Below are 26,905 nucleotides of genomic sequence, written 5' to 3'. Positions count from 1 at the left end.
AAAACCGGCATTCGCCGGCCTCACATTCGTTTATACGTTCTGAAACACAGGTCGTCTTTTTTCTAAAAAGGCCTGAATGCCTTCCTTATGATCATGACTTTGCCTCAGTCTTGCCTGTGCTGCCCTCTCCTTTTGAAGAACGGCTAGCAGCTCAGGTTCTGACTGCTGAAAATAGATCAGCTTTGTTTCAATAAATGCTTGAAGCGGCATGTTCATAAACGGCTTCACACATACTTTTTGATACGCATCGACTTCATCCTGAAACACCCCGTCTGCAAGGCGCAGTTTTAACGCTTCTTCAGCCGGCAGCTTTTGTCCGCTCCAAATCAATTGTTTCGCGGTTTGTTCACTGACTCTTTTTGTGAGAAAAAAATGCCCTCCGCCATCTGGAATTAACCCTACTCCATTAAAATTCATGGCGAGCTGTGCATCCTGATGCATAAACAAGTAGTCACAGCTTAACGCAAAGCTAAAAGCAAGGCCTGCCGCTGACCCGTGGACAAGGGCAATCGTCACTTTTTTCATACCGGCTAGAGAAAGTGTAATTCCCTCGATCAAATCCATCACACGATGGAAATCTTCTTCACTTTCCTGCTTAAGCATCATGCCAATATCTCCGCCTGCTGAAAACCCTTTCCCCGCTCCCTTGATCACAACGACTTTTGCACTGCTTTCTTCCGCTGCATCACATGCCTCTTTGAATTCAGCAAACATGTCCACATGAAATGAATTATAAGCATCAGGCCTGTTGAAAACGATTTCAAAAATATCCCCGTTTAACTGACAATTGATATATGTCATCATCCATCCCCCTTTTCTTTTAAACTCATGACTTAATTCCATTTCAACCCGAATAATTCCTTTTCCTCTGCATGAAAAATTTCAAGATCAATTGATACCAAAACAAGCATAATTGTTGAAACAAGAAATATATTTTTATATAGTAAATGAAGAAAGAAAATGATTTTGAAAGGGGGAGGATGATTGATAAGGTGTTCCATATTCATATTGGTTAGTTTCATCGTCATGTTTTCTCCTTTTTCAAATGTCGTTTTTGCTCCACAGGCAGAAGCGAGTGCACCTAGTCTTATTTCTCCATCCATCTACGATGAAGAAATTCAAGCTGTGAAGACACCTCCATTTTCAAAAAAACATGCCTCCTCTATTCTGTTAAAGAACAGATTATCACTGGCTGATTCAAAGGTTTTTCTTCTCAAGCCTGCTCCATCAGCTGCGTTATCCATTGATCTATGTTTTTTGGAAATGAAGTGTGCGATCCCCATTATGTGTCAATCAAATTACCTCTACTGATTCATTTTATTTCATCCGTATTACTATATGAAAAACACAACCTATCATATTCGGAGGGATAAAATGAATATTAAAGAAAATGATCTTCCTGGGATCGGAAAGAAATTTGAAATTGAAACGAGAAATAGAGAAAAAATGACGATAGTGATTCATGATGATGGCAGACGGGAGATTTATCGTTTTGACGATGATGATCCAGATGAAGTGCTGTCCACCATTTCTCTCGATGATGCTGAATCAAGGCAAATCGCTGCGATTATCGGCGGCATGGTGTATAAACCGCAGGCACTTGAAACCATTGAAATGGCCTTCAATGACTTAATGATTGAATGGTTTAAGGTGGAAAAAGGCGCAAAAGCGGTTGGACATACACTCGGTGATTTAGATGTGCGGCAAAACTATGAAGTCACCGTCATTGCGATCATTAAACATACAAATGAAAAATTACTGAACCCTGGTGCCGATTCGATTATTGAAGCAAATGATACGATGGTCATTTCAGGCGAAAGAAAACACTTAAAGCGATTGATACGTGATTTTCTTTCTAGAGGGGGAGAGTGATGAATGGATCATTTAGTCTTTGAAGTTGGGACGGCGCTGATTCTCATCGCCATCGCCAGCTTAATCGCCAATAAAATAAAATTCTCTATCATCCCTTTTCTCATTGTCCTCGGTATGATCGTTGGGCCGCATGCTCCAACCATCGGGATCATTGATCTAAAATTTATCGAAAGCACCGAAATTATTTCGTTTTTTGGCAGAATGGGCGTCTTGTTCCTTCTTTTCTATCTTGGACTTGAGTTCTCTGTCGGAAAGCTTATTAAATCGGGCAAATCCATTGCTGTCGGCGGATCTATTTATATTTTGATTAACTTCAGCTTAGGACTGCTTTACGGTTTTATCACAGGGTTTGGGTTCCTTGAGGTTCTCATTATGGCAGGGGTTATCACGATTTCATCCAGTGCCATTGTGGCCAAAGTCCTTGTTGATTTGAAACGGACTGCGAACCCTGAAACTGAGTTAATTCTTGGGATCATTATGTTTGAGGATATTTTCCTCGCTGTTTATTTATCCGTCGTATCTGGTCTTGTCCTTGGAGATGCCACAACGGTTAGCGGTGCCTTATTATCCATTTTCATTGCTTTTGGTTATATGATGCTTTTCTTTATCATCGCACGTAAGCTGCCAAAACTATTAAACAAGTTGTTCGATATCCGTTCGAACGAAGTGTTCATCATTGTGATTTTTGCGGCTTTATTCTTTGTCGCTGGTTTCTCAGAGACAATCCATGTAGCAGAGGCCATTGGGGCACTCTTACTTGGTCTTGTTTTCTCAGAAACAGAGCACTCTGACCGCATCGAACATCTTGTGGTTCCATTTAGAGATTTCTTCGGGGCCATGTTCTTCTTCAGCTTCGGTCTCAGCATTGATCCATTTACATTAGGTGATGCCTTCTGGCTTGCGATCGGCGCTGTGATTCTCACCTTCATTGGGAACTTCACTGCTGGAATGTTCGCTGGAAGAAGAGCTGGATTTTCTCATAAAGCCTCTTCTAATATTGGATTAACCATCGTATCACGAGGAGAGTTTTCAATCATTGTAGCCGAGCTCGGTATTGCGGGCGGACTTGCCGCTACCTTGAAGCCATTTGCTGCATTGTACGTCTTAATCCTTGCGATTTTAGGACCGCTTGTGACGAAGGAATCTAAGCGAATTTATCAAATCCTAAACAAAATCTTCAAATGGAAAACAGAAAAACCAAAAGTGAAAAAGGAAACAACGATCTAATGAAAAAGGGCCCTATGCTTGGGCCCTTTTTCATCTTATTCAAATTGCTGAAATGCTGTTTCTTGCTTGACTGACGCTTCTTTCATCCCGCGAATCGTTTGAATCACTTTCTGGTTGCGGTAGATGGATAGTTTTAAATTGGTCGCCGCTGTTCCATGAGAGTGATCAAGATGCGTGAATGTAAAGAAATGATGAGGGCGCTTGTCTTTGAACACAAGCCTGAAGTCTTCTGTCACTTTAAAATGCTCTTCACTTTCCCATTCAATCAAAGGTTCATACGCTCTAAACCACGCCGGGATATTCGGAGTGTACCCTGTAGCCAATACGGCACGATCAGCTGTTATGCTCTTTTCTTTCTTTAGCTGCCACTGCTTTAGGTGCAGCTTCAGGGACTGATTCTCCTCCACCTGAATCACTTCAAGCTCGGTCATTGGCTGAATCACCACAGATGGCTCTTCACCTGTAACAGACCGATGATACAATTCCTGATAAATACGCGAGAGCGTCGATGCATCTATACCATTTCTTAATCCAGTCAGCCTAGGCAATGTGTTCATTCGTTCTTCATAAGGAAGCGAATGGAAATATTCGACGTACTTCGGTGTAAATAGCTCCTGGCCAAGCTCTGCCGTCTCCAGCTCTCTAAATTCACTAGATCGCGTAAACCACGAAAGCTGCTGTCCTTTCTTTTGATGCTGAAGCAGGTCTAAGAAGATTTCGGCTGCACTCTGCCCAGAGCCAATCACCGTCACCGACTCAGCTTCATGAAGTTCTTCCTGCTGGTCTAAATAACGGCTGCTATGTGTCACATATGGCAGTGCAGCATCAGGCACATCGACAGGAATCATCGGTTTGCTCCCTGTTCCAAGCACGACATGCTTTGCACGATACTCAGAAAGCGATCCATCCTTCAATTGCCGGACTTTCACAAGATAACCACCTTGGCAGTCCGTCACTTCCTCTACCTTCATCCCAAATTGACAGCTATCTAATTCACCTGCGACCCATGATAAATACTCATTGAATTCTCTTCGCGGAATGTCAAACTGTTCAAATGTATAGAACCGGTGAAGTCTATTTGATTCATGTAAATAATTTAAAAATGTATACCTGCTCCTTGGATTCGCCATCGTCACAAGATCAGCTAAAAAGGAGACTTGTAAATCCGTTCCTTTGATCAGCATACCAGGATGCCAGGCAAACTCGGACTCCTGTTCAAAAAAACAGCATGAAACATCTTCATACTCCTCTAACAAAGCCGCCAAACCTAAATTGGCGGGCCCAATCCCAATTCCGATCACATCAATCATATGTACACCTGCTTTAACTTTTTATCACTTATATACCCTTTTACAAATGAAAAAAACACTGCGTCACCGCAGTGTTTAAACGTGAGGAACAAATAATGACTCAAGAAATTCAATTTTCTCTTCGGTATAGTGTTCATAGCGGTCATTATACGATTTTGGATCTTTTGGATTGGCATACTGCGTAATTTTTCCTGAACGCGGATCAATGAATTTACTAGCAGCACCGCATCCAATCCCAATGATTGTCTGCACTTCTTCCATAATAATGATATTATACAAACTTTCCTGCCCATCCAATGAATACCCGACATTTTCAAGGTTCCCTAAGATGTTTTTTTGTCTATATAAATAATAGGGATGATAGTCATGTGTTTTCGTCCAAGCGACCGCTTCATCCATCATACGTGTGATTTCTTCTCGGTCTGCTACTTGATATTTGTCCTTATTGCGCGTCATCTCAGAAGCTCTTTTAAAGGAGAGCGTATGCACGGTTAAAGATTCAGGCTTAAGTTCTTCAGTCTGCTGCAAGGAATGCTGGAATTCCTTTAGCCCTTCTCCCGGCAAACCAATAATTAAGTCCATATTAATATTATTCATGCCATACTGTCTTGATAAGTGATACTTTTCAATCGTTTCTTCTACACTATGGTGCCGGCCAATGGCTTTCAGTGTTTCATTCTCATACGATTGTGGATTGATGCTAATCCGGTCAATATTATATTGGTTTAGCACTTCTAGCTTATCAGGCGAAATCGTATCAGGACGCCCTGCTTCGACAGTCACTTCCCGTATATGTTTCACATCAGGGAACGAGCGATACATTTCTTCATACAGCAAATCCATTTCTTCCGCAGTGATACTCGTCGGCGTACCTCCGCCAAAATAAACAGTCGTCACTTTGATCCCATGTTCTTTTAGCCAAGTACCGATTTTTTGCATCTCATAATGCAGACCAAACAAAAACGTTCCCACTCTTCCAGCTTGTCCTTTAATCGCATAAGCAGGAAACGTGCAATAAGCGCATTTGGTTGGGCAGAAAGGAATACCAATATAAATACTTACTTCCTGCTGAAGGTCATACAGGTCAGGAATCGCTTGAAGCTGACGGTCGACAATCTCCTGCATCAAATCGATTTTTTCATCATGAATCAAATAATCACGCTTTAATGCGGCATGCGCGTCTTCCTTTGTCGTGCCTTCTCTCAGCATCTTATGGAGTAATTTTGTAGGACGTATCCCTGTGAGAATACCCCACTTTTGCGTCATTCCTGTGTACTCCTGAAGCAGATGTAAATAAACAGACAGCACTGTGTTTTTGATTTGCTTCCAGCGCTCCTTATCGTTCAAGCCCTCTGGGACGTCTCGCGAAAAACGACTAGTGATGTCTGATCCAGCGATGTGACCAGATGCTTCCACTATTCCATTTTTTTCTTCCCAGCTAAACAACATGACTAGTCCATCATCCAGTGCATCTGGATCAAACAGCACTTCACTATCTTCTTCGAATAAATTGGCTATATTGACAAGCGGGCGATGAAATCGTTCATCTGACAGCCCTTTAATTAAAATTCGCATCGTATCACCTTTATCTTCAAACTTGTTTCATTTTACAAAATCCATGTAGGAAAAGCAATGACTGGAACAGTTGAAGGCCCTGCCATTTCTTGATTGACAGGGCCTTCGTCTATATTATCGTTTAATATCGAATTGATGTAAAAATCCTTCTCTTTGTTGCATTCTAAAGTATTCTTTGATCATATAAGCGACTCCCTGTTCATCTTGCGAACGTGTCACCCAATCGGCTTTACGCTTAACAGAATGAGGGGCATTTCCCATCGCAACGCCTAAGCCAGCCAATTCGAGCATTGGGATGTCATCTGTCCCCTGCCCAATGACCACCGTATCTTCTAAAGTCAAACCTAATGCTGAAGTCAAAAGAGAAAGCCCCGCTTCTTTCGATACGCCTTTGCATACGATATTCATTTTCTCATCACTGATCCGAATAAGATCGACAGATGGAAAAGCTTGTTGAATGGTTCGGTGAATTTCAGGCTGAAGCTCTGCGGTTGAATATACTTCAATCACTGGTGTACTGACCGGTTCATCCATCAGCATATCACTTAGCGATTCAACAAATTGCACAGGATAGAAAATTGGATCAGACGGATGAATCAACGTCTTTCCCATCAGCTGTGACTGCGTTTTTTTCCGGTTGCCAATTGAGAATTTTTCATGCAGTAAGCGAACATTACAATCAAAGCTTTCAAGAATTTGCACAAGATTAAATGTTTTTTCTTCCGTTAGTTTCTTCACATGAAGCGGCTCATCGAGTTTATTCGCGATAAATGCACCACTATGCGTCACAAGGGTTGACGTTGGAATCTTCAACGCCTTGGCTATTTTTTGTGCGGAACGAAAATGCCGGTTGGTGACAAGCGTCACGTAAACCCCTTTTTTCTTCACGTATTCCACAGCTTCTTTTGTAGCGGAATGGATTTTTCCATTGGAACGAAGTAACGTTCCATCTATATTGAGTGCAAGTAGTTTTTTTGACACTGAGGCATCCCCCTTCTTGATGACTGTACTTACGATGAGGATATGCCCTAGCTTGGTGCTTTAGAACATGCAGTTGAAAGAGCCCTGTGTTATGAATCTTTTGCAAATAAAAAAAGCCTACCCCTAGGCTTTTTTTTATGTATGGTTTGGATGCGTCACAATGAGGTGATGAAGCTCCCCATGATCCCCTTATCTTTCACACACCAAAGCATTGCTTATATCAGATCCCCTTATGCTTTGCGTTTCTCCCAGAAGCGCTTCTCTCTCGTTTGGCTAATCGCCTTAAATCCCAAGTGAAACGCACCCAATTGTCCCATGAGAGCGCTCATTTGAAAGCACTTTCAATATAAGTATTATCGCAGAATTTATGAGCTTCGACAACCTTTTTTTGAAAAGTTGGACAGGGAACATGTGAAATAAAAAAAGGGCGAATATCATCGCCCTTTTCATTAATTTTCTTCTGGATTCCCATAAAGCTCTTCAAGAGGCTTCATGATCACTTTATTTAATTCTCCGATGAGAACACTCACACGTTGTTCTGCTTCCATCAACTGAGAGATTTTATCGTGCTGTTGAACAAGTGCCACTGTTTTTTGAGCTTGCTCTACTTCTTCTTGTGTGATCTCTTGACCAGTCATTTGTTTTTGTTGAAGGTTTACTTGAATGTCCCGGAAGTTCTCGAACATTCTTTTAGAGGACTCATCCGCGTTTACCTCATCATAAAGATTTTTTAAAGTTGAATATTCTTCGCTATGACGCAGAGCTTTTTCAAGGTCATATGCAACATCATAAACATTTACAGACATGTTATGTCTCCTTTCTATCCGTTATCACCGATATGATCGGCGGACACCACTCCACTATAACAAACTATGGCTTTCGTTTCACATATATACAATGAATTCATCAAAATTTCTCTAGCTTGTCTTAAAATAGCGTGACAAAGATTGCTTGAATTGCGCCGATTAATCCGCCTAAAAAACCGCCTAAAAACGTGATCATTTTAAGTTCATTGTTGGAAATGCTAATCACAAGCTCCTCCATTTTTTTAAGCGGAAAATGTTCAATCTGCTCACGAATGATATCTTCAAATTTGAGCTTTGCGAGCAGTCCCTCTAAAGCATTCGATGCTGCTTTAATCCCCTTGTCGACAAGCACTGGTGCAAAGTGTGTTTTGAGATCAAGCGCTACTGCACTGACATAATATCCAACTGGCTTGTCTAATATCAGCTTTGTAGAGAAGTGTGAAAGCAATTGCTTTTTCACACTATAAGCAAGCTCCTTCACATTCCATTTTTCATCTAGCTCCTGAAGAGAAAACTGCTTCACCTTGTCCCATTCTTGAACAAGCAAATCTGATAAAAATCTTTTTGTTTCTGCGTTTCTTAAAAATTTGATGATTTCAGGATGTACCCGATCAATTAAGCTTGAATTCCCTAGAAACATTTGAACCATACTGCCAAGCATGCCTCGTTCCTTTAAGAAATCATCAATCATATTGCCAAGCCTTGCTTTACCTTCCTCGCTTTCAAAATAATGAATCCCTCTCTTTAAAATATAATCTGCTGCATCTGGAATTTTTGAAGATATTTTGTTTTCCACATCTAGCGGAAGCAATTCAGATAAAGTTTGCTCATTATATTTTTCAAGCAGTGAATTGAGCTTTTGATCAGACCACTGATGGATCCATTCATCTACTTTGTCGTCAGCATGTGATAGGCCGAATCTTTCTAACAAAGATAGCACTGTTATCTCCATTTCAGCGCCTTTGTCAATATATCGATGGACTGTATGCAAGATCTCCTGCTTTGCCTCCGATGATTCAAATCGCTTTTGAATTCCTTCTGGCGTGAGCAAATGCTCCATAACCATGACACCAACCTGCTTGGCTACTTCGTCTCTTCTTTTAGGAATGAGCCCTGGTGTAAATGGAAGCTGTTTCCCAAATAAATAGTATGGCTTATAAGGCCGAAAAAGCATTTTAATTGCAAGATGGTTTGTCGCTGCTCCTATGACTGCGCCTATAACAATCATAAAGATAAACGTTGTGAATATATTCAAAGTCGTCATCTACCTTTCAAACAACACCCGATGTTTATTGGTTTAATCTATACGTATTATAGTTGTTGTCAAGTCCCCAAGCAAATGAAGCATGTTGCTAGACATATGATCAATCGATCTGTCGTAATGATAAAGGAGCGCAATCTTTATGTAAAATCATGAAAAAGTGTTTTTGCGCTGGTAAAAAAAGAAGTTGAAAAGAAGGTGTTTTTTAATGACATCAACATTAGGTATTGTGACCCTTTCTTCAAAGTATGAAGAGGCATTCACTCGTGGGTTAGCCAAAGCTGCCCCTTCTTATGGTTTAAAGGTTGTTCGTTTTACACCATTTGATTTAAAGCCGGCTTCAAATTTGATACAAGGTCAAACTTATACGAATGGTCAAGGATTTGCCGCAGCAGAATTTGAGATTCCTGACTTGATTTACGATCGATGCCTTTACAAGCATGACGCACAATCTAAAAAAGCAAAACCAATCATGGAATGGCTGAGTAAGTATCCGAAAACAGATTTTTTGAATACAGGTATTTCAAATAAAATGATGCTATTCGAGCAGCTCCGTCTCCTCCCTTCTTTACAGCCATATTTACCTGTCTGCTCATTATTAAAAGAGCCATCAGACCTTCTCAACATGGTAAGGAAAGACGGTTATTGTAAAATGCAGCCGCTCTCTCAACAGCATGCAGCATCTACTTACTTCATTTTCTTAAAAGACAACACTTTCACTGTTCAGCTAAGTCCCGAGCAAGTCATCACATTTTCGCGTCCATCAGATATAGAGCGCTGGTGCAAAAAGTACGTTGGCCGATATTTCCTTCAATTTTTTCAGACGAGTGATCAAAAAGACTTTTTATTCAATGAAATAAGGATTTTCCTTATGAAAGATTCACAAAATCAATGGAATCGCATAGGGATTCACACAAAATCACCTACAGAAAATAGTCATTTAAACATTACACAAAAATCAGCTCCCATGATAGGCTTTGATCACTATCTAAACACATTGCAGCCGCACATCAAAGAGCTTCTTTTAGATGATATTGCATCCATTCAAGCATCTCTCCCAGCATATATAGATAAAACCTTCTCCCCTTGCTTTGAATTCGCTGTAGACTTACTCCATACAAGTGAAGGCAGGCTTTTCATATCAAATATAAGATCAAAGCCAGGGCGATCCGCTTTTTTAAAAGCTTATCCTGACAAGGAAGATCAATTGATTCGTACCATTCTTGCACATGCTCAATCGATGACGTCTCAAACGAAGGAGGTTTCTTATGAACAAAAATCGCTTCATCATCGCTCCTCATCTCACAAGTGAAAAAACAGTTCATCTTCCCGCCCATTTTAAACAGCAGGATGCGATCTATTCTCTTGCTTTAGGATCCCGTTTAGTAGATGACTTCACCGTTTCCTATCATCAACATCCAAATAAAATTTTATTATCAGAAAATCTATATAGAAATTTACTAATTCCTTATCAATCAAAAGCTGATGTGATCGCCGTTGATCATACACTGTTTATAGGGCCGCTGCTTGGCATTTTCACAGCAGGTCTTGGGCAAAGCACGCAGCCACTAGGAACGAGATCAGACTTTTTTATCAAACTGCTGCACTCTTTCAGGCAGCATGCTGGATTTGCCTACCTTTTTGGTACACATTCTATTGATTGGGATAAAGGAATAGTAGAAGGATTGTTGTACCAACAGCAAACATGGGTTAAAAAACAGATGCCCCTGCCGTCAGTCATTTACGACCGTCTTCCAAATAGAAAGGCTGCTCAGTCGGCATTCATTCAAGAAACAAAGCGTAAACTCACACAAGACTATGATATCCCTTGGTTCAACCCTTATTTTTTCAATAAATGGGATATTCATGAACAACTGTTAACAGATGAAAAAACATGTCCTTTTCTTCCACATTCCATACAATTGGATCCGGTGGACGCTCTAAATAAAATAGAAACACTCCTCCATCTACATCAGGTCATATACTTAAAACCATCGAACGGAAGTCACGGCGACGGTATTTATCAATTAAAGAAGACTGCTCATGGAATCACTGTATGCTCAAATCACGGAAGCGCTGTTCCATATGACTCAATAGAGCATTTCGTGACCAAGCTCCGGAAAGATCACGCAATTCAAGACTTTATGGCTCAACAAGGCATTGCACTTCTTCAAATAGACAATCAACCAATGGATTTCAGAGTTCATACGAATAAAAATAAGTACGGCCATTGGACAGTCACGGCAGCAGCAGCAAAAGTCTCTGGCAATCACACAGTAACGACTCACCATTTACATGGTGGCTTAGTAAAAACACTTTATGATGTTTTTCCAGAAAAGAAGAAGCGTTTGAAAACTTTAGAGCAGCTTTCTTATACTGCCATCACGCTTAGTCAGGTGATAGATGAAAAAATGTCCGGCCATATTGGTGAAATCGGTTTTGATTTAGGCATTGATCAGACAGGAGCTATCTGGATGTTTGAAGCCAATTCTCGCCCTGGCCGCGAGATTTTCCAGCATGTTTCATTGCGAAACTCAGAAAGGCTGATTGGGAAAAGAATCATGGATTATGCATCTTATCTTTCACAAACGACCTCAACAACTACAGACCACACGAACGTCTACTAACTGTTTTTCGTTTTAAATTGATGGTGTTATGAAATCTATGCTTTTCCTATGCTCTTTTCATCAGATGAGATACAATAAAATCAAGTTCAAGGTTGTTTCCGTATTGTCGTGTTTATTTATTGTTTCATCAATAAAAGCAAGGAGGCAATGATGATATGATTTCTCATTTTCAATGGAAACCTCTCTTTAAGAAAGCACAGTTGCCAGGCTGGAAAATATCCTTTTTTCACAATGGTGCGCACTACGAAGGCATCTACCACAAAACAGGTGATATTGAATGGGGCTCTCAGCTTCCACCTCATGAAGTCGAACCAACCTTAAAAGAAGAAATCCACGAATTAATGCTATTCCATGTCTATGATTAAACTGTTTAAGGAGCTTCGCCATGTTAGAAAAATTAAAGCTTGTTTACGGAGAGCATATCATCAGCTCACCTACAAATGATCATCAAATTCTTTGGTATCAAACAGACGAAGGCGAATTATTTGGAGTAGACAAATCAGAGCTTACAGCGAGAGAAACACTTCTTCTCAATACTTTCCTTACACCAATTGATCTTTCTCATACAAAGCAGACTGAGGATGAACAAAAATGGTACAGCTATCTTTTTGATAACAAATCACTAACCGTTCAGCACCCCGTCCGTGTATATTATTTTAAAATGTCCCATCAAGCAGAACAAAGGCAGCAAATAAAAGAGGCTGTGGTTCACAGCCTCGAACATACTCATTTCATTTGGACAGGCGCTGATACAGCGATGCTGATTCAAACAAACGCTACATCAGAAAATGGTCAATTAGATCTGCTAAACGATTTGTCTCTAGCCATTACAAGTGACTTTTTAACAGACTCAGTCTTTTTACAAGGACAGCTCCATTTGCCAAATGGACATTTACAAAAGAAATTGTTAAATGAACAGAAACTTTTCTTGGACCATGTGCAGCGAGGCAAGCTTAGATCAGGGATTTCCACATTTTATCAATGTCTGCCATCACTCATACGTTATGATGAATCCGCGCTCTCTCATGCTATTTCAGATGCTTTTAAAGAGGCGGTCCTTGATCGGGACGTTTACCGCACCCTCATGACCTATATGCAATGTAACTTAAATGCATCCAAGGCAGCAAAAGCTTTATATGTTCACAGAAACAGCCTTCAATATCGAATCGATAAATTTATTGAGCGCACAGGAATCGATATACGGCATTTTCCAGAAGCATCTGCTGTTTATTTTATGATGAATCTTCTCGACCTTTCATAACAATCAATGACATGAGCATCCTGCCCAAAAGTGAAAATGAGATGTTGTGCACGTTGTCCATTTACAGACGCTTCCCCATTTTATACACTTTATTTACAAGTAAAGCGCTTTCAATAAGAGGATGGGGAGGTTATCATCTATGGCTGAAATGATGCTCAATCAAATTTATAAAGTGTATGATAACAAGGTAACAGCAGTAGACAACTTTAATCTACATATAGAAGATAAAGAATTTATTGTGTTTGTTGGTCCATCTGGGTGCGGAAAATCAACCACCCTTCGCATGATTGCAGGACTTGAAGAGATTTCACAAGGGGATTTTCTGTTAGACGGAAAACGGATGAATGATGTAGCACCTAAAGACCGGGATATCGCAATGGTTTTCCAAAACTATGCTTTGTACCCTCACATGAATGTATACGATAATATGGCTTTTGGATTAAAGCTGCGGAAGTTCCCGAAAGCAGAAATTGATGAGCGGGTTCGAAATGCTGCGAAAATATTGGGGCTTGAGCAATATTTAGACAGAAAACCAAAAGCTCTGTCTGGCGGTCAAAGACAACGTGTTGCACTTGGGAGAGCAATTGTGCGTGATGCAAAGGTCTTTCTTTTGGATGAGCCGCTTTCTAATTTAGATGCAAAACTTCGCGTTCAGATGCGTGCTGAAATATCTAAGCTTCATCAGCGTCTGCAAACGACATTTATCTATGTCACACATGATCAGACTGAAGCTATGACAATGGCTACTCGCCTTGTTGTGATGAAAGATGGCTTTATTCAGCAGGTTGGAGCGCCGAAGGATGTATATGAAAATCCAGAGAATGTATTTGTAGGTGGATTCATTGGCTCTCCTGCGATGAATTTTTTCACAGGAAAGCTCTCTGACGGTGCCATTGCAGTTGGAAAAACGCATATTCGTGTACCAGAAGGAAAGATGAAGGTATTACGCAGCCAAGGTTATATCGGAAAAGATATCATCCTTGGTATCAGACCAGAAGATTTTCATGATGAACCCGTGTTTATAGAGGCATCTGAGGGCACAAAGATCGATGCCAACGTAGAAGTTGCTGAATTAATGGGAGCAGAAACGATGCTTTACTCTTCTCTCGATGGTCAGTCTTTTATTGCACGTGTTGATTCTCGTACTGATGTTCAGGCTGGACAGTCTATCCCTCTTGCTATTGATATGAACAAGGCCCACTTCTTTGATTCGGATACAGAACTTCGCATTCGCTCTGCTGATTAAAGAGATCTATGCAGCACCATCACTCATGATTGAGTGATGGTTTTTTTGCATGTTGAACAACATTTACCATGTTCTTTTCTCGTATGTTTTTTTCAGAAATCACCATAATACTTAGTACAAAGCAGTTACTGCATTGGGTTTCGCCAAGTGGCAAATGACTTGCTCATTTCGCTGGTGCGATTCCAGCAAACCCAACCAAAAACCAAATCATATACAAAAAGGAGATTCACATCATGGCAAATTCTAATAGTTCAAATCAATTACTAGTACCAGGCGCTGCACAAGCAATCGACCAAATGAAGTACGAAATCGCTTCTGAATTCGGTGTAAACCTTGGTGCAGAAACAACATCTCGCGCTAACGGATCAGTTGGTGGAGAAATCACTAAGCGTCTTGTATCTTACGCTCAACAACACATGGGTGGAACACAAGCTTAATTTCATATTTGGATCATAGAAGGCACCTCTTAAGGTGTCTTCTTTTTTTATTTTTATCCCTCACCAATCTCCTTTCCAGCTCATATCATGTAGTAGAAAGGAGCGGATCTTCATGGACATTATTTCCGGTATGAACTTTGAACTTCTACAATTTGTAGGGATCTCTCTATTATGTGAATATGCTCATAGTATTCGGTCCTTTCACCTTTATAAAAAAAGCATCACATAAAAGTTGTACCATTTTGGGTTCTTTTCACTTATAGTATGTAGTGGAGGGATCGAACAGATGAAAATAGCTCTTTTCGGTGCTCATGGACGTGTAGGACAAGCATTTCTTCGTTTCGTTCAAGTAGATGATCGTTACATAGTTCGTTCATTGATTCGGACAAACCGAGAAGAAATGCTTGCGGGTATGTTTCAAGTCACCGGCAATTCAAGAAATCGAGAAGATGTGCTTGAGACGATCAAAGGAGCAGATATTGTTGTGAGCTGTCTATCAACAGATGGTGATGATACATTATCTGTTTCAATGGAGCATATCGTACAAGCCATGAAGCAATCAAATACTTCAAGAATTATTACAATTGGTACGGCAGGTATTTTAAAGGCAAGGCAGCAGCCGGAGCTTTACCGTTTTGAAACAAATGAATCAAGGCGGACTACTTCCCGAGCAGCTAAAGAGCATGCCAAAGCGTTTGAAATCCTTCAATCGACTGATCTAGATTGGACCATTATTTGTCCAACCTATTTACCAGATGGAGATGTGACACGGTCATATCGCTATGAAAAAGATTTTCTCCCTATAGATGGAAAGAAAATTTCAGTTGAAGATACCGCACACTTTTTATATCAGCAGTTAAATTCGAAGGAATTTGTACATCAACGCGTCGGCATTGCCTACTGATGATGCAGCTCGTGTAAACGATATAACTAGTAAAGGTCGAGGTCAAAAACGAATCCTCGACTTTTTATGCAAATAAAAAGAGCCTCATTCAAAGTGAATAGGCTCTTTTTTGTTATTCATCAGCTGTTTGCAACAGCACCCTTTTGCAGTTCGTACATTTGCGCATACAGCCCTTCTTGCTGCATGAGTTGATCATGACTGCCTCGCTCGACAATTTCACCTTTTTCTAATACCAAAATCATATCGGCTTTCTTAATGGTGGATAATCGGTGAGCAATGACAAAAGTCGTTCGTCCTTCTTTGACGACATCAAGCGCCCGCTGAATGATCGCTTCTGTTTCTGTATCAATGTTTGCGGTGGCTTCATCTAAAATTAAGATCGCTGGATCGTACGCTAATGCACGGGCAAATGAGATTAACTGACGTTCTCCTGAGGAAAGAGTACTCCCCTTTTCAACGACTGGTTCATCAAATCCTTTTGGCAGGTGCTTCAATAACTCTACTGCGCCTACTTGCTTTAATGATGATTCAATCGTTTCTCTTTTAATGTCTTCATTTCCTAAGCTGACATTGGATGCAATCGTTCCGGAAAATAAATACGGGTCTTGAAGCACAATGCCCATTTGTTTACGCAACGTTTGGCGTGACTGGTGATAAATGCTTTCCCCATCTATGAGAATGTTTCCCTGCTGAATGTCATAAAAACGCAGCAGCAAGTTCATGATCGAGCTTTTCCCAGAACCGGTATGCCCCACAAGTGCAACCGTCTGGCCTTTTTTGGCCTCGAACGTAATGTTCTTTAATACATTATTTCCTTCATTATAAGCAAAGGTGACATCTTGGAACTGAACGTGTCCCTCCATTTTCTTTTGAACAGGTTCTTCCACTGTTGTTCCTGGCTCATCTAATAATCGGAAAACCCTTTCCGATGAAACCCTTGCTAATTCCAATCTCGAGAATTGGTTCACAATGCCTGTAATCGGCTGAAATAATCGATTTAAATAATCGACAAACGCATAGAGCACACCAATTGACACAATGCCCGTCGCACTTAAGGACGCACCGCCAAAATACCAAATGAGTGCCACATATGCTAAATTCCGAAGCAGGTTAACCAAGTTATGCGACAGAAGTGAATTTAAATGCAGCATCTTTCGCTGATATCGAAAGTGATTGTTGTTCAGCTCATCAAATTCCTCTTTCGTCACTTTTTCATGACGAAACGCTTGAATAATGGTCATCCCTTGAATGGCTTCATTTAGCTTGGCATTGATGTCACTAATGATCGAACGAATGCGGTGGTTGTACACTGATGCAAACTTTCTGTAGGTCATTGACCATAGGAAAATAATCGGTACCGCCACCAAACAAATGAGTGCCAGCTTCACATTTAATAAAAACATGGCAATATAAATTCCAATCATGTAAATAGCACTCGTCACGAAATTAGCGAGGACTGTCACATATAAATCACGAATGGTTTCTGTGTCATTGGTAATCCTCGCTACGACCTTTCCAGCCGGTAAATTATCAAAATACCGGATAGGCAGCGTTTGAATATGCTCAAATACATCAACCCTCATTTTTTGAATAATTCGATTGGCTATCCGCTGTAGCAGATAATGCTGCGCATACTGAAAGAAAATCGCAATGACGAGAAGCCCTAGATAAAATAGAACAAGCTGCACCAAACCACTGATTTCCGGCTCATAAAAAGAGAAAATTTCCTCTTTTGATAAACGCTGTACTTGATATGTCTCGCGCTCGTTCCCATTTTCAATGGTAAGCTGATCTCCGGATATCTTTCGGTTTCCATCAAAACGAATCGGCTCATTTACAAAATAGTAACCGAATCCGACTTGCACCACATTGATTTGTTTTCCGGATTTCATACCACTGTCTAATCGATCGCTTCGTATATAGTTATTTCCCTGGTAATAAACGGTTTTGTCTGTTTTTTCATTGACTTCGACATACGGTTTTTCTACACCTAAAATATGATCATCAATCATTTTCTTCCCAATAAATGGTCCTGTCAGTTCAGCACCTACTGCAATGATGAGAAAGATCAAGGCAACAGACAGTACTTTCTTATAAAGGAGTGCGTAGGCAAGGAGTCTTCTTCCTGTTGTCATGCCTCATCCCCTCCTTCCAGCTGGTTTGTCAGCTGCTGACGCAAAAATTGTTCTTTGTACCACCCATCTTGCTGAATGAGCTCTTCGTGGGTGCCCTTTTGGACTATGCATCCTTCTTCCATGACAAGTATGAGATCCGCATGCTCAACAGCTGATAGACGATGAGTCGTAATAAACGTCGTTTTCCCATGACGATTTTGCCTTAAATTTTCTAAAATAGCGGTTTCTGTTTTTGCATCTACCGCAGAAAGCGAGTCATCCAGTATTAAAATGTCGGGGTCTATTAATAAAGCGCGTGCAATGGAAATTCGCTGCTTTTGTCCACCTGACAGCGCCACACCTTTTTCCCCCACCATGGTTTCGAGACCCTCTGGCAAAAGACGTAAATCTTTTTCAAAGTAAGCATCTTTGATCGCTTGTGCTAATTCATTTTGTTTTGCGTCCCGATGACCAAAGCGCATATTCTCTTCTACACTTTTTGAAAAAAGGATATGATCCTGCGGTACGTATCCGATCCATTGAAATAGCTGATCCAATTCGATCTCTTGGATTGGGACTCCTGATAGCAGGATTTGACCATCACCTGTTGGATACTGGCGCAGAAGCTGTTTTACGATAGTCGTTTTACCGCTTCCTGTTTTGCCTGTAATTCCGATTGTCTGCCCTTTTCGAACCGTAAAGGACACATCAATTAAATTATCTTTAGGGGAAGTTGGATACCTGAATGTCACGTGATCAAACTGAATATCGCCAGGCTCTTGTAACGTTTTTGGCTGAGAAGCGTCTGTGACATCCGGCTTGTAGCTGAGTGTATGATTCAACCGGTCTAACGACGCATTTCCCCTTTGCATAATATTAATCAATTCGCCTATCGCAAACATTGGCCAGATCATCATTCCAAGATAGACGTTAAATGCGACAAGCTCACCAATGGTTAAATCACTTTGGAACACAAGATAGGCTCCGTAGCCGATTCCAATTAAGTAGCTGACACCGACAAGTAATTTCACTGTCGGCTCAAACAATGAATCAATGATCGCCACTCTCATATTTTTTTGAAATACATCATCTGTCATTTGGCGAAAGCGTTCGACATCTTGTTTCTCCTGTACAAAAGACCGAATAACCCGGACACCTGCGACTGATTCAAGGACGCGATCGTTCATATCACCAAATGCATCTTGGGCAACTGTAAAGCGATCATGAATCTTGCTACCATAATACGCAATCAAGAGCGCCATCAGCGGCATAGGGATGATCGCCATTAAGGTTAATTTCCAGCTAATCGTCAGCCCCATCGTAAAGAAGATCATCAGCATATAAGCAGTGGAATCAACCAATGTCAGAACGCCAAAACCTGTCGTTAAAGCCACAGCATTTAAATCGTTTGTACCTAATGCCATTAAATTACCGGTTTTTTTCTTTTCATAAAAGGTGGGTGTCATCTTAAGTAAGTGACGCATGAGCTTCCCGCGCATCACACGCTCCATGACATTTGCGCCGCCAAATAACTGATACATCCAAAAATATGTCAGCGTATAGACGACGACACCTAGCAAGCAAAAAATGGTTACATAAAACACAATACTGGATGTTGTAAATTGACCAGAACGAATGTCATCAACTGCCTGCCCAAGATATCTTGGCGGCAGCATTTCAAGCACATTCACAATGAGCAGAAGCGTAATGGCGATCGTGTAACGCCTCCACTCTTGTTTGAAGAACCAGCCTAATTTCGCAAATACTGAAAACATGTTTGTCTCTCCTTTTAAAGCTAGCCGCTTTCTAGATTTTCCTGGCTGTCACCTTGTTTCGTTTTTTTGGTTTTTGTCATTTGTCTTGCTTTTGGCATGTTCACATGCTTTCACTCCTCTTCATTTACTTGTTGATCTCCATCCCTTTATTTCGAAATGCGAAATGAATACAACAAAAAAAGAGGCAACCAGCTGTCTGGTACGCCTCTTTTAGTCATGTAAAAAGGCGCATGTTGACAAATACGCAACATACGCCTTGATTCATCCGATCAATTGGAACATACGAGTCCCTTTTCAATGACCAATGAAGGTGTAATTGTCACGTGAATCAACCCATTCATGCAGTTTGATTTCATTCTTCCAATGTTGCACATGACATTTCCTCCTTTTGGCTCTTGAATCTTTTTTATCTTATAGTGGCTGTCACCATTTTGTCAATAAATATTTTTCAATAAATGAAATTTTCTAACAAAAAGTTCACCGCCTTCATGTGTATCTTTTTCAGATAACGGGTATACCATGAGTGTAAAGACTCCTTTTGAAAGGAATGAGGACATTGTTTCAAGCTGATCGGATGGTCGTTGCGTTTGATGGACATGAAGACAGTAAGAAAGCATTAAAAAAGGCAATCGCTCTAGCCAAAACCTTGAATGCCAAGCTGACTGTTGCCTATGCACATGATGGCAAATCAAGCAGACAGGTGTTTGATGCACCACGCCCAATGACTGGCGGAGCTTATATCGGCGGCGGCATGGCAGACCTTCAAACACCCCCTGTGTATGTACCTCATGATGAACAGCAAAGTCCCTTGATTTTTGAAGATCATACAGAAGAGGTCGTTGCAGAAGCAAGAATGCTTTTAAATGAGGAGCAGTTTGAAGCTGCCATTGAAATTGTTGAGGGGGAACCAGCGGAAGCGATTATCGAATATGCTGAAGACATATCAGCAGACCTCATCGTCATGGGAGCACGTGACCAAAGCAGATTGAAAAAAATGCTCTTTGGCAGTGTAAGTGAAAAGTTATCATCAAAATCAGATATACCTGTGCTTATTGTAAAATAAAAGAATCACTAAAGGCTGTAAACATTGGTTTACAGCCTCTCTTTATTTATGAAGAAATAGATGCTTCACTTTCATGTTTAATTTTTTGCTGGAAGCCTTCCTGTACACGCTTTGTCAACTCTCCTGGAACGCCTTCCCCTACTGGCTGGCCATCAATTTCAACAATCGGAATGACTTCAGCCGTCGTCGAGCTGATGAAGATTTCCTGCGCGCGCAGCAGCTCTTCTTTACTTATACGAGTTTCTTCAACACTGCATCCCTCTTCTTTACATACCTCAAGAAGCTTTCTACGGGTAATACCGTTTAGAATAAGATTGTTTGCTGGATGTGTGCGAATCACGCCATCAATGATGGCATATACATTCGAGGAGGTTCCCTCAGTCACAAAACCATCTCTAATGAGAATGGCTTCAAATGCACCAGCTTCAGATGCCTTCTGCTTTTCCATGACGTTATATAAGAGATTTAAGCTTTTAATATCACATCTTAACCAGCGAAGGTCCTCAGATAATATGGCCTTTGCACCAGCTGTCTGCTCATGAACAGGCTTTTTCACCTGGAACGTATATGCTGTGATTTGAGGAGTGAGAGAATCGCCATATTGATGTTTACGAGGTGCGACGCCCCGCGTGACTTGAATATACACACCTCCATCTGTTAATTGGTTGTGGGCGACGAGCTGTTTTAACTTTTCTTCCATATCTGATACTGCCCCTTGAAGATGAATGCCGATTTCTTTTGCACTCTTGAACAGACGCTCTGTATGCTCTTTTAATGTAAACAAAGTCCCATTGTATACACGGATGACCTCATAGACGCCGTCACCAAATTGATAGCCTCTGTCTTCAATATCAACATGTGCATCCTTTTTTTCAATGAAATCGCCATTATACAATACTTTCATACGGAATCTCCCCTTCGCTTCGCATTAATGGTTGAGTCTGATGCTATCTTAGCGGATAAATGAGTACGTTTCAATGATTATTCAGAATTATTTCACATCATGATAAATGGTCAACTTTCTATTGTAACAAACATAGACTCATAACCAAAAAGATTCCAATTTTTTAGCATCTTCTATATTCATAGGCTCTTTTTTCCTGTATACTTAATCCATATGAGCACGACAAAAAACAGCGAAAAAAGACAGAATCTACTACATGATTCGACACAAATTTTTGATTTATTGGAGCGATTGTAATGCAACGGGTTACGAAAAAACAGACACCTTCAAACACGATGCTGCTCTCAAAGGCGATTGGTTTAGTGATTCTGTCACTGATCCTCTTTTTTATTTGGGATATATCTAAAACCAATATGCAGGCAGCAGATCAGCCGGCTAAAATGTCTGCGAGCAGTCAATTCCGAAACACAAGCACAAGTCTGAAAGCAAAAGATGATTCTACGAAAACATTAGATGCACATTTTAAGATCAACCCAAACAAACATGTAACGGATCAAACAATCTTTTTAACCTTTGATGATGGTCCGTCAGCGACATCAAATCAGCTTTTAGATGTGCTCAAAGCGCATCAAGTAAAGGCCACATTCTTTATGCTTGGGCCGCAGATTAAGGAACACCCGGCAGCTGTGAAAAGACTTCATCAAGAAGGTCATCAGTTAGGGCTTCATGGTATCACACATGATGTGAAACGCTTTTATCAAAAAAGTGATTCTCCCGTCAATGAGATGAAGGAAGATCAGCGAATTTTGGCTTCTGTCACAGGTGAGTATACACATCTTGTGAGAACACCTTATGGCAGCGCCCCAAATTTAACGGATCAGCAAAAGGCACGTTTAAAACAAAAAGGCTTTGTATACTGGGATTGGACAATTGACAGTCTTGACTGGAAATATAAAAGCTCAAAATATGTACCAGAGGTATTAAATCAGCTGCAAGTGCTTGAGACAAAACATCCAAAAGAACCAAAAATCATCTTAATGCACGATCAGCCAGCGACAGCAAAATACTTAAACAGTTTAATCACACAGCTAAAAGCGAAGGGCTATACATTTGAAGTCCTTGATGAATCGATGAAGCCGCTGCAACAATAAAGAAAGACCCCGCACCTTTTTTGGATGCGGGGTCTTTGATGATTTATAAAGCTTTCACGAGATCGCCAATTCGCTCATGAAAGACAAGATCAAACAGTGGATCGTATTCTGTTTCACTCAAATTCATCATCACCTTGAAGATGGAAGGATTTTGAGCGGCATCTTCTGGAATATATCTTGCTGGCGCCACTTCTAGGGAAGTCCCCATGACGAGCAGAAGGTCCGCTCGCTGAAGTGATTTCTCTACTTGATCAAAATGTTTGACCCTGTCTCCAAAAAGGACAACATCTGTTTTCAGCACACGCCCACATGTCCGTCCGTCTGAGGAAACCTTTAGACATACAGGCACTTCTTCTTGTAATAAATAAGGCAGTTCATATGTCGCTTGGCACGATGGGCAAGTAGCTGTTTGAATGGAGCCGTGGAGTTCATATACATGCTGGCTTCCTGCTTTTTTATGCAAGCCATCAATATTTTGGGTGAAAATATCCACATGTTTTCCTTGTTTCTCAAGGCTGGCTAAAAAGGTATGTCCACTATTGGGCTCGTACTCTCCGCTCATTTTCATCTGAAACAATTCCTTGAATTTCGGCCAGAATTGCTGAGGGTGTGATAAAAAGTAGGACCGGCTCATCGCCTCCATGCGGGCGGTGTCTTCAGTCCATAAGCCGCCCGTTGATCTAAAATCGGGGATACCCGATTCTGTGCTCATACCCGCACCTGAAAGTACCATAATATGTGAAGCCTGCGTTAATTTCTCGCTTAGCGCTGCCACCTTTGTTTGATCCACTCACCATTCCTCCTTTATTCACCCAGCTGTTTTTCGCCTTTTTGTTTCATATAAATGGTCTGTCCAGGGAAGGCAAATTCTACACCTTCTTGATGGAAGATATCCATGATACGGTAGTTAATGTCCTGTTTAATATCAAGGTTTTCAGCCCAAGCCGTCGTGTTTGTGTAAAAGTTGAAAAATAAATTCAAATAACTGTCCGCCAGTACATCGAGATTTACCATGATCGTCTCCTTGTGCACCCCATCATGTTCATAAAGCATTTGTTTGAGACGTTTGATGCATCGGTCAAGATTTTCCTTTGGTGTATTGTAGGATACACGTACGGAAAACGTAATTTGGCGTTTATTCATTCTCGTCCAGTTCGTGATAGGTTCCTTTGAAAGCGTAGAATTCGGAACTGTCACGACAGCTTCAGCAGGTGTTCTAAACTTTGTACTTCGAAATGTAATGTCCTCGACAGTCCCAAGAACACTAGGCGTCTCCACAAAGTCGCCCATTGTAAAAGGCTTCTCTGTAATGATGACGATTCCTCCAAAAAAGTTCGCCACCGTATCCTGTGCAGCAAGCGCAAAGGCTAGACCACCTAGACCAAGACCTGCCACCAGTCCATTTACATCATAATTAAATTCTTGTGCAATGACACTAATACTTAGTGCAATGATAATGAAACGAAGTACCTTTGATAAAAACGGTGCTAAAATATCATCCATTTCTAATTCAAATTTCGAATTTACTTTTTGAAATAAGAAAGAAGAAGCTGCGGTTAAATTACAAAGCCCCCATGTCAGCATCAATATAATAGAGGATCTATATAATTTGATGATGACATCCATATGATGCTCAAAGTATGGTGCCTGTCTTAACGCAAAATATAACCCAAGTGCGACAAAAAACAGTCTGGCTGGCTTTTCGAAAGCCACAACAATTTGGTTAATGACCTCTGTTTTAGACCGATTGGTCAGCCTAAAGAGAAGATGAAATAAGTACTTCGTAAATACTTTCCGAAGCAATAAAAAAAGCAATAAAATACAAAGGCTAATACCGATTTGGATCGCAACATCTACTGTAAAATATGTATCCATCCATTTTTGTGTAATCATGTTTGTCTCTCTCCTTTAAAACAATCCTCTCTAGTTTATAATATAACCTTCGTTTATGTCCTCTCATAAATGTCTGACCTCTATATAAAAAGCCTCGGGACCAGTCCCGAGGCATGATGTTCAATTATGAAATTTTGGCTAGAGACATATCGACGGGCAGCAAACTACTTTTTCTTCTGAGCCTGATCAAGGAGAGTCGCTTTAAACATTTCAGCATCCGTTTCGGCCTTAATACGTTCTTCCACTCTAATTCTCCCTTTACCCAATCATCTCGCCTCCTTTTCATCATTATAAAACATCAGAATTTTCAGTCAACATGACGAAAGCACTAATATTTTGGCGAACGCTGACGATTTGGACAAAATTGATCGAAGAAAAATTGATGTACTTCAGATTTACTCAATCAAAGCTTGGGATATTCCTGCAACTTTTCACATTTGAATCATCATACTTTCTTAGCAATGCGATTCACCATTACATACAGCTCTTCTTCCCTCCATATAGTAAAGAAGGAAAAACGGTAAAGCATTTGATATGATAAGACCAGAACTTATGTCAGGGAGCTGGAGCATGTGTATATTATTGCGCATAGAGGATCATCAAGCGCTGCCCCAGAAAATACAATGGCCGCGTTTGATTTAGCTGTTCAGCAGGGTGCAGATTATATTGAATTAGATGTACAGCTCACATTGGACCAGCACGTCGTCGTGATCCATGATGATACAGTTGACCGAACGTCGAATGGGAACGGCTTAGTCAAAAGCTATACACTTGATCAGCTGAAAAAACTGGACGCAGGAAGCTGGTTTGACCAACATTACACGAATGAACGAATTCCAACATTACAAGAAATTCTTGAGAGATACAGCCAGCGGATCGGGATATTGATCGAGATCAAACACCCAAAACGGCAGATAGGAATTGAAAAGGCAGTTGTCGACATCATCAATCGGTTTGCCTATTCTCGTCATATCATGATTCAATCTTTTGATGATCATGCACTTCAAAGAATCAAGGCTTTCGCCCCTTCTCTTCGAACAGCTTTTATTATAAAGCCTACTGCATTTAAACTGGCGAAAAGAAAATTAACTGCATACAGCTCGTTTGCCGATTGTCTTAATATGAAGAAAACGATGATCAACAGATGGTGGATAGACCGCATCCACTCATTCGGGATGGATGTGTTTATATGGACTGTGAAAGACCAAAAAACAGCCGATCGGATCAAAAAATATCCCGTTGATGGAGTGGTGACGGATCACCCGCCATTTTTTCTAAAGGAGAAATGATGTAAATGAAAGCGTATCTTGCTGTATTTATAGGCGGACTGCTTGGGACACTTTGCAGATATGAACTAAGCCAATCGATTGTCAGCCAAACATTCCCTTATGCAACGCTAATCGAAAACGTAACAGGCAGTCTGCTTCTTGGTTTTTCAACAGGATATTTTATGTTCCAGAAGGGAAAAAAATATCTTGCCGCTTTGATCGGAACAGGATTTTGCGGAGGTTTTACGACAATGTCCACTTTTTCTAAAGAAACGGTTCTTTTATTACAGACTGGGCAATTCACCTCAAGTGTGATCTACATCCTGCTCTCAGTCATTGCCGGAGTAGCCGCTGCCTTATGTGGACTGATGCTTGCTCAGCGGCTCTTTCATCAAAATAAGCAGCAGAGAGGAGGCAGATAAATGATCGTTTTATATACAGCTGTTGCCGGCGGGATTGGCAGCGCCCTTCGTTTTTTCATTAGCCAATTAATACAGAAAACCAAGTCTCATGCTCGTTTCCCGTATAGTATTATTCTCATCAACTTATTAGGTGCTGCCGGTTTAGGTATACTGACAGGTGCCGTGACTGCCAATCATCCGCTGCTTATGATCATTGGAACAGGTTTTTTCGGTGGCTTTACAACATTCTCTACGTTTAGTGTAGAGTCTGCGACCATGCTGCAACAGCGGCAAATCGGAAAACTTGCTGTCTACTTATTGATGACGATCATCGGGTCTTTCTGTCTCTTTGCTGCGTGCTATCAAATAGGACATCACCTTTTTTAAATATTGGTAATGGCGGCTAAGCTGATGAGCAGTTGATCCATGAGCTGGCGCTTCATTAAAAAGAGTGTTTTTTCACTGTAGCCGATTTCCATCGCACATTTGGCCATCCGCCAATCTCGAAAATATTTGTAATCGATGAGCTGCTGCTCTATTTCATCCAACTCTTTTAGTGCTGTTTTAATACATGCAACGATGAGTTCATACTGATTTTTTTGCTCTTCTAACTTCTTCCGTGTCATGTGATCCAGATGATGCGGGCTTCTTTTTTCAATCTGTCTTTCGATATTTAAAATCGCTGCCTGGTAATTTTTGAAATTCTTCAAATGAAACTCAATACGTTTCATTGAGGTTTTTTTCTCTGTGATACTTGCTGTTTCATACCAAAGCATGTCCATCCCCCTCTATCGAACATTTGTTCTTATTATAACCCGAACAAACATTC

Annotated in this window: 28 protein-coding genes; 14 read left to right on the top strand and 14 right to left on the bottom strand. The window is 40.7% G+C overall.

Annotated elements, in window-relative coordinates; genetic code table 11:
* Window positions 1-30: 30 nt before the first annotated feature.
* Together MHH26_RS02810 and MHH26_RS02805 are read right to left on the bottom strand one after the other, a co-directional pair.
* Entirely contained in the window at window positions 31-804 is a 774-nt protein-coding gene (locus MHH26_RS02810) for an enoyl-CoA hydratase (protein ID WP_106061830.1), read from the bottom strand.
* A gap of 29 nt (window positions 805-833) precedes the next feature.
* Complete coding sequence (locus tag MHH26_RS02805; RefSeq protein ID WP_340972233.1) at window positions 834-1,022, bottom strand: hypothetical protein; 189 nt, start codon at window positions 1,020-1,022, stop codon at window positions 834-836.
* 352 nt (window positions 1,023-1,374) lie between these two features.
* Between MHH26_RS02805 and MHH26_RS02800 the strand changes: the two genes are divergently transcribed.
* Both MHH26_RS02800 and MHH26_RS02795 read left to right on the top strand, forming a co-directional pair.
* Entirely contained in the window at window positions 1,375-1,872 is a 498-nt protein-coding gene (locus tag MHH26_RS02800) for a cation:proton antiporter regulatory subunit (protein WP_034663613.1), read from the top strand.
* A gap of 3 nt (window positions 1,873-1,875) precedes the next feature.
* Complete coding sequence (locus MHH26_RS02795; protein ID WP_034663616.1) at window positions 1,876-3,099, top strand: cation:proton antiporter; 1,224 nt, start codon at window positions 1,876-1,878, stop codon at window positions 3,097-3,099.
* Window positions 3,100-3,134: 35 nt separating this feature from the next.
* Here MHH26_RS02795 and MHH26_RS02790 read toward each other — a convergent pair whose 3' ends face one another.
* The 5 genes from MHH26_RS02790 to MHH26_RS02770 form a co-directional block, all read right to left on the bottom strand.
* Window positions 3,135-4,409, bottom strand: a complete 1,275-nt coding sequence (locus MHH26_RS02790) for a lysine N(6)-hydroxylase/L-ornithine N(5)-oxygenase family protein (RefSeq protein ID WP_307499393.1) — start codon at window positions 4,407-4,409, stop codon at window positions 3,135-3,137.
* A gap of 75 nt (window positions 4,410-4,484) precedes the next feature.
* Window positions 4,485-5,984: a coproporphyrinogen III oxidase gene (locus MHH26_RS02785; RefSeq protein ID WP_340972228.1), complete on the bottom strand. Its 1,500-nt coding sequence runs from the start codon at window positions 5,982-5,984 to the stop codon at window positions 4,485-4,487.
* A 114-nt stretch (window positions 5,985-6,098) separates the two neighbouring features.
* The gene (locus MHH26_RS02780; RefSeq protein ID WP_060595898.1) at window positions 6,099-6,965 is read right to left on the bottom strand and encodes a Cof-type HAD-IIB family hydrolase; all 867 of its coding nucleotides are present in this window, start codon (window positions 6,963-6,965) and stop codon (window positions 6,099-6,101) included.
* 449 nt (window positions 6,966-7,414) lie between these two features.
* Window positions 7,415-7,771 (bottom strand): YlbF family regulator, encoded by a 357-nt coding sequence (locus MHH26_RS02775; RefSeq protein ID WP_012009440.1) that lies wholly within the window; start codon window positions 7,769-7,771, stop codon window positions 7,415-7,417.
* 121 nt (window positions 7,772-7,892) lie between these two features.
* Window positions 7,893-9,026, bottom strand: coding sequence for a DUF445 domain-containing protein (locus MHH26_RS02770; protein ID WP_340972226.1), 1,134 nt, complete (start codon window positions 9,024-9,026; stop codon window positions 7,893-7,895).
* Between the two features lie 214 nt (window positions 9,027-9,240).
* On the opposite strand from MHH26_RS02770, the gene MHH26_RS02765 reads away from it, so the two are divergent.
* The 7 genes from MHH26_RS02765 to MHH26_RS02735 all read left to right on the top strand — a co-directional run bounded on the left by MHH26_RS02765 (window position 9,241) and on the right by MHH26_RS02735 (window position 15,507).
* The gene (locus tag MHH26_RS02765; protein ID WP_340972224.1) at window positions 9,241-10,344 is read left to right on the top strand and encodes a YheC/YheD family protein; all 1,104 of its coding nucleotides are present in this window, start codon (window positions 9,241-9,243) and stop codon (window positions 10,342-10,344) included.
* A complete protein-coding gene (locus MHH26_RS02760; RefSeq protein ID WP_340972222.1) occupies window positions 10,301-11,659 on the top strand; it encodes a YheC/YheD family endospore coat-associated protein in 1,359 nt (452 codons plus the stop codon). The genes MHH26_RS02765 and MHH26_RS02760 overlap by 44 nt, the downstream gene beginning before the upstream one ends.
* Window positions 11,660-11,814: 155 nt before the next feature.
* The gene (locus tag MHH26_RS02755) at window positions 11,815-12,024 is read left to right on the top strand and encodes a YheE family protein (RefSeq protein ID WP_003211787.1); all 210 of its coding nucleotides are present in this window, start codon (window positions 11,815-11,817) and stop codon (window positions 12,022-12,024) included.
* Between the two features lie 20 nt (window positions 12,025-12,044).
* Complete coding sequence (locus MHH26_RS02750) at window positions 12,045-12,920, top strand: helix-turn-helix domain-containing protein (RefSeq protein ID WP_340972219.1); 876 nt, start codon at window positions 12,045-12,047, stop codon at window positions 12,918-12,920.
* A gap of 139 nt (window positions 12,921-13,059) precedes the next feature.
* A complete protein-coding gene (locus tag MHH26_RS02745; protein WP_307499388.1) occupies window positions 13,060-14,166 on the top strand; it encodes an ABC transporter ATP-binding protein in 1,107 nt (368 codons plus the stop codon).
* Between the two features lie 233 nt (window positions 14,167-14,399).
* Complete coding sequence (locus tag MHH26_RS02740) at window positions 14,400-14,603, top strand: alpha/beta-type small acid-soluble spore protein (protein ID WP_340972217.1); 204 nt, start codon at window positions 14,400-14,402, stop codon at window positions 14,601-14,603.
* 286 nt (window positions 14,604-14,889) lie between these two features.
* Window positions 14,890-15,507: an NAD(P)-dependent oxidoreductase gene (locus tag MHH26_RS02735; RefSeq protein WP_034663640.1), complete on the top strand. Its 618-nt coding sequence runs from the start codon at window positions 14,890-14,892 to the stop codon at window positions 15,505-15,507.
* 119 nt (window positions 15,508-15,626) lie between these two features.
* Here the strand turns inward: MHH26_RS02735 and MHH26_RS02730 are convergent, their stop codons facing one another.
* Complete coding sequence (locus MHH26_RS02730; RefSeq protein WP_340972213.1) at window positions 15,627-17,642, bottom strand: ABC transporter ATP-binding protein; 2,016 nt, start codon at window positions 17,640-17,642, stop codon at window positions 15,627-15,629.
* Complete coding sequence (locus MHH26_RS02725; RefSeq protein ID WP_034663647.1) at window positions 17,639-19,396, bottom strand: ABC transporter ATP-binding protein; 1,758 nt, start codon at window positions 19,394-19,396, stop codon at window positions 17,639-17,641. Before MHH26_RS02725 ends, MHH26_RS02730 begins: the two co-directional genes overlap by 4 nt.
* Before the next feature lie 556 nt (window positions 19,397-19,952).
* Here MHH26_RS02725 and MHH26_RS02720 point away from each other — a divergent pair.
* Window positions 19,953-20,459 carry a universal stress protein gene (locus tag MHH26_RS02720; RefSeq protein WP_003210990.1) on the top strand — a complete coding sequence of 169 codons (507 nt, stop codon included), beginning with the start codon at window positions 19,953-19,955 and terminating at the stop codon, window positions 20,457-20,459.
* A 46-nt stretch (window positions 20,460-20,505) separates the two neighbouring features.
* Here MHH26_RS02720 and dat read toward each other — a convergent pair whose 3' ends face one another.
* Window positions 20,506-21,363, bottom strand: coding sequence for a D-amino-acid transaminase (gene dat, locus MHH26_RS02715; protein ID WP_307499386.1), 858 nt, complete (start codon window positions 21,361-21,363; stop codon window positions 20,506-20,508).
* Window positions 21,364-21,659: 296 nt separating this feature from the next.
* Here dat and MHH26_RS02710 point away from each other — a divergent pair, with 296 nt between their 5' ends.
* A complete protein-coding gene (locus MHH26_RS02710) occupies window positions 21,660-22,514 on the top strand; it encodes a polysaccharide deacetylase family protein (RefSeq protein WP_034663654.1) in 855 nt (284 codons plus the stop codon).
* A 43-nt stretch (window positions 22,515-22,557) separates the two neighbouring features.
* Here the strand turns inward: MHH26_RS02710 and MHH26_RS02705 are convergent, their stop codons facing one another.
* The 3 genes from MHH26_RS02705 to MHH26_RS02695 form a co-directional block, all read right to left on the bottom strand.
* On the bottom strand, window positions 22,558-23,289 hold the full coding sequence (locus MHH26_RS02705; RefSeq protein WP_400559241.1) for an NAD-dependent protein deacylase: 732 nt from the start codon (window positions 23,287-23,289) through the stop codon (window positions 22,558-22,560).
* A gap of 29 nt (window positions 23,290-23,318) precedes the next feature.
* A complete protein-coding gene (locus MHH26_RS02700) occupies window positions 23,319-24,407 on the bottom strand; it encodes a mechanosensitive ion channel family protein (RefSeq protein WP_340972209.1) in 1,089 nt (362 codons plus the stop codon).
* Between the two features lie 164 nt (window positions 24,408-24,571).
* A complete protein-coding gene (locus MHH26_RS02695) occupies window positions 24,572-24,673 on the bottom strand; it encodes a YhdX family protein (RefSeq protein WP_017360338.1) in 102 nt (33 codons plus the stop codon).
* 306 nt (window positions 24,674-24,979) lie between these two features.
* Here MHH26_RS02695 and MHH26_RS02690 point away from each other — a divergent pair, with 306 nt between their 5' ends.
* From MHH26_RS02690 to crcB (MHH26_RS02680), 3 genes are read left to right on the top strand one after another with little or no spacing between them, the layout of a single operon-like run.
* The gene (locus MHH26_RS02690; protein ID WP_334748433.1) at window positions 24,980-25,696 is read left to right on the top strand and encodes a glycerophosphodiester phosphodiesterase; all 717 of its coding nucleotides are present in this window, start codon (window positions 24,980-24,982) and stop codon (window positions 25,694-25,696) included.
* 5 nt (window positions 25,697-25,701) lie between these two features.
* Window positions 25,702-26,097: a fluoride efflux transporter CrcB gene (crcB, locus tag MHH26_RS02685; protein WP_060595870.1), complete on the top strand. Its 396-nt coding sequence runs from the start codon at window positions 25,702-25,704 to the stop codon at window positions 26,095-26,097.
* Window positions 26,098-26,463 carry a fluoride efflux transporter CrcB gene (gene crcB / locus MHH26_RS02680; protein WP_340972207.1) on the top strand — a complete coding sequence of 122 codons (366 nt, stop codon included), beginning with the start codon at window positions 26,098-26,100 and terminating at the stop codon, window positions 26,461-26,463.
* Here crcB (MHH26_RS02680) and MHH26_RS02675 read toward each other — a convergent pair.
* Window positions 26,460-26,852 (bottom strand): transcriptional regulator, encoded by a 393-nt coding sequence (locus MHH26_RS02675; RefSeq protein WP_307499381.1) that lies wholly within the window; start codon window positions 26,850-26,852, stop codon window positions 26,460-26,462. The genes crcB (MHH26_RS02680) and MHH26_RS02675 overlap by 4 nt on opposite strands.
* Between the last annotated feature and the right edge of the window lie 53 nt (window positions 26,853-26,905).

It is taken from the genome of Bacillus sp. FSL K6-2839 (assembly GCF_038003365.1).
Taxonomy (GTDB): domain Bacteria; phylum Bacillota; class Bacilli; order Bacillales; family Bacillaceae; genus Bacillus.
Note: the sequence above shows the minus strand (reverse complement) of the source record. Positions and strands in the feature narration are given on the sequence as shown.